Origin of the sequence: Nocardioides sp. (assembly GCF_050699375.1) — a bacterium.
Classification (GTDB): Bacteria; Actinomycetota; Actinomycetes; order Propionibacteriales; family Nocardioidaceae; genus Nocardioides.
The window spans coordinates 1-2,683 of the sequence record NZ_JBOHDN010000338.1 but is presented as its reverse complement, the minus strand read 5'-3'; the positions used below and the strand labels follow the sequence as shown (position 1 = coordinate 2,683).

At 68.9% G+C, this 2,683-nt stretch carries 4 protein-coding genes; 3 read left to right on the top strand and 1 reads right to left on the bottom strand.

All coding sequences use genetic code 11. The annotated features are described in order from the left end of the window. The 3 genes from ACRDPS_RS22980 to ACRDPS_RS22970 all read left to right on the top strand — a co-directional run. Positions 1-227: hypothetical protein (locus ACRDPS_RS22980; protein ID WP_431503988.1), on the top strand; the 227-nt coding region annotated here is incomplete at its 5' end. A gap of 454 nt (positions 228-681) precedes the next feature. Next, positions 682-1,404: a FadR/GntR family transcriptional regulator gene (locus tag ACRDPS_RS22975; RefSeq protein ID WP_431503989.1), complete on the top strand. Its 723-nt coding sequence runs from the start codon at positions 682-684 to the stop codon at positions 1,402-1,404. Next, positions 1,401-2,075, top strand: coding sequence for a cache domain-containing protein (locus ACRDPS_RS22970; protein WP_431503987.1), 675 nt, complete (start codon positions 1,401-1,403; stop codon positions 2,073-2,075). The genes ACRDPS_RS22975 and ACRDPS_RS22970 overlap by 4 nt, the downstream gene beginning before the upstream one ends. Here ACRDPS_RS22970 and ACRDPS_RS22965 read toward each other — a convergent pair. Next, positions 2,072-2,683 (bottom strand): MFS transporter (locus ACRDPS_RS22965; RefSeq protein ID WP_431503986.1); only part of this gene is annotated, 612 nt, incomplete at its 5' end. The two genes, ACRDPS_RS22970 and ACRDPS_RS22965, sit on opposite strands and share 4 nt — an antisense overlap.

Below are 2,683 nucleotides of genomic sequence, written 5' to 3'. Positions count from 1 at the left end.
CGCCGCTGCTGCCGCCGCTGGGTGATGTGCTCGATGGCGACAAGGCCGACGAGGCGCCTGCTGAGGAGCCCGAGGCGGAGCCGAGCGAGTCGGAGTCCCCGGCCGAGCGGCCGATCACCGAGGAGCCGGCTGAGGAGAAGGACGCTCCTGCTGAGGAAGAGGACGAGGGTGGCCTTCTGGGCGGCATCGTCGACTCGGTGACCAGCGCAGTGGCCGCCGTCTTCTAACGGATCACGCCAAGAGACAGGGCGGGGAGAGCCGAAAGGCTCTCCCCGCCCTGTTGCGTGTGTGGGCGTGCCCGAAGACACCCGACGTTCACCGCGCTACCTCACCGGGCCGTCACTTACCTCGTGGAATTCAGCGAGGTAGGTGGGCGCTGACCGAGGTAACTCGGTGAGCGTTCCGCCCCGATCCGCCATGCGCAAACGCACGAAAACCAAGGAGTCGGATGCCCAGCGCCCCCCACAAGCCCTGGACATCCGACGATCTTGGGCGGCTGACACCAGTCTGCGTCAGCCGTGCGCACAGGTTAAGCACAGAAACGCACTTCGATCCAGATAGTTAAGACCGAATTCATCAACTTCCTGAATCGATCCGCCGATCTGGGGTCCTGAGCAGCGAGATCGAGCTCTCCCCACCGAAACATCTGGATCCATACATTAGGATTCCGGCGTGCGCGTGATGACGTCTCGAGCCCGTGCGGCCATCTTCGCCCCGATCGGGGACGAGGGCAGGGCGGCGCGCGTGGAGAGCAGGCTGGCCGAGGCGATCCGCTCCGGCGTACTCGCTCATGGCGAGCGGCTCCCGAGCGAGCCCGAGCTGGCGCAGATGCTCGGCGTCGCGACAGTGACGGCGCGGGAGGCGCTGATCGCGCTGCGGGCCAAGGGGCTGGTGGTGACCACTCGCGGGCGGGGCGGCGGTTCGTTCGTACGTGCCCCCGAGAGCGAGGACCTCGTCGAGGACCGGCTCGCCGCGATGTCGCGGATCGAGCTGCGCGACCGGGTCACGGTCTACCTGGTGGTGCTGACCGGGTGCGCGGAGATCGCCGCGGAGCGTACCGACCCTGATGAGGTCGAGGACCTGCGTGACCTGCTGATCCCGCTCAACGTCAGCGACGTGGCCCGGTGGCGCAGTGCGGACAGCGAGCTCTACCTGTCGGTGGCGGCGTTGACCCAGTCGGCCCGGATGACCCGCGAAGTCGTTCGCCAGGAGGCCGACTTCGGCGCGCTGCTCCGGATCCCTCTCAACGAGCCGGCCTTCCGAGAGGCGACAGCGATAAGACATCAGGACCTTGTCGAAGCCCTCTCAGCGGGGGATGCTGTACGAGCACGGGAAAGCGTACGAGAGCATGTCGCCCACTCTCTTGAACGCTTGGCCGAGATCCATGAGGCGGTGCGACGATGAGCGAGGGTCGCGTGAGCGAGACCACAACTGCCATCGACTGCGTGGCGCAGGTCGAGCAGCACTTCGGCCCGATCGTGACCGAGCTCGAGCGCGTACGCAGCGAGGTGGCCGCCCTCTTCGAGGCCGGACCGGTCACCAGCGCCTCCCTGTGCGCTCGGCTCGAGCCCGGGTCCCTGGAGTTCCTGCGCAACCCGAACCTCGTCGGTGGCGGGTTCGTGGTGGCGCCGGGTGCGCTCAGCGACCGGCGTCTCTACCTCGCGTGGTGGCAGGGCGAGGACCGTGAGTTCCTCGGTGACGCCGACGCTCCGGCGACCGGGGAGGCGATCGACTACACCCGCCAGCCGTGGTACCGCTCGCCGGAGCGGACCGGGGAGCTGACCCTCGTCGGGCCGTACGTCGACTTCGTGTGCACCGATGAGTACGTCATGACCACGACGATGCCGGTCTACGCCGACGGCCGGATGGTCGGCGTCGCGGGCGCGGACACCCTGATCGAGACGCTCGAGACGATGCTCCTGCCCGGGCTGCGCCGGGCCGGCGCGACGCTGGTCAACGGCCATGGGAAGGCGGTCGTCTCGGCCGACCCGCAGCTGGCCACCGGTGACCCGCTGACCACTGCCCGTGACATGGTCCCGTGCCGCGGGCTGCCGCTCTCGGTCGCGCTCTCCTAGATCTCGGAACGCTTCGCCATGTGGCGTGGCGTGGTGAAGAAGAGCACCGCCACGAAGCCGACCGCCAGAGCGACCGCGGGGAGCAGCATCACCTCGGACATCGCCTCGGCGAACGTCGACGCCACCTGGGGCGGGATCGCGGAGCCGGCGGCGGTCTCATGGTTGCCCGACAGCGCGCCGTTGAGTCCATGGGCGTTGAGCCGAAGATCGATGAGCACCGCGACGGCGGCGGAGCCGATCACGGACCCGACCAGCCGGGTGGCGTTGTAGACGCCCGACCCGGCCCCGGCCTGCCGCATCGGCAGGTTGCGGGTGGCGGTCGCCGCCAAGGGCGACCAGACGGCAGCCGATCCGAGGCCGAAGAAGCCCATCGGCACGAGGAGGTGCCAGAGCGGGGAGTCGACGGTCATCGGCATCGAGACCCAGAAGAGCGAGACGGCGCAGAGGAGGAACGCCACCCCGGTCAGCAGCCGTGGGTGCATCCGGTCGGTGAGCCGGCCGACGAACGGCGCCGCGACGAACGAGACCAGCGCCATCGGCACCATCAGCATCGAGGCCTCGAGAGCGGTGTAGCCGCGGACCAGCTGGGCGTAGAGCATCAGCGGGAA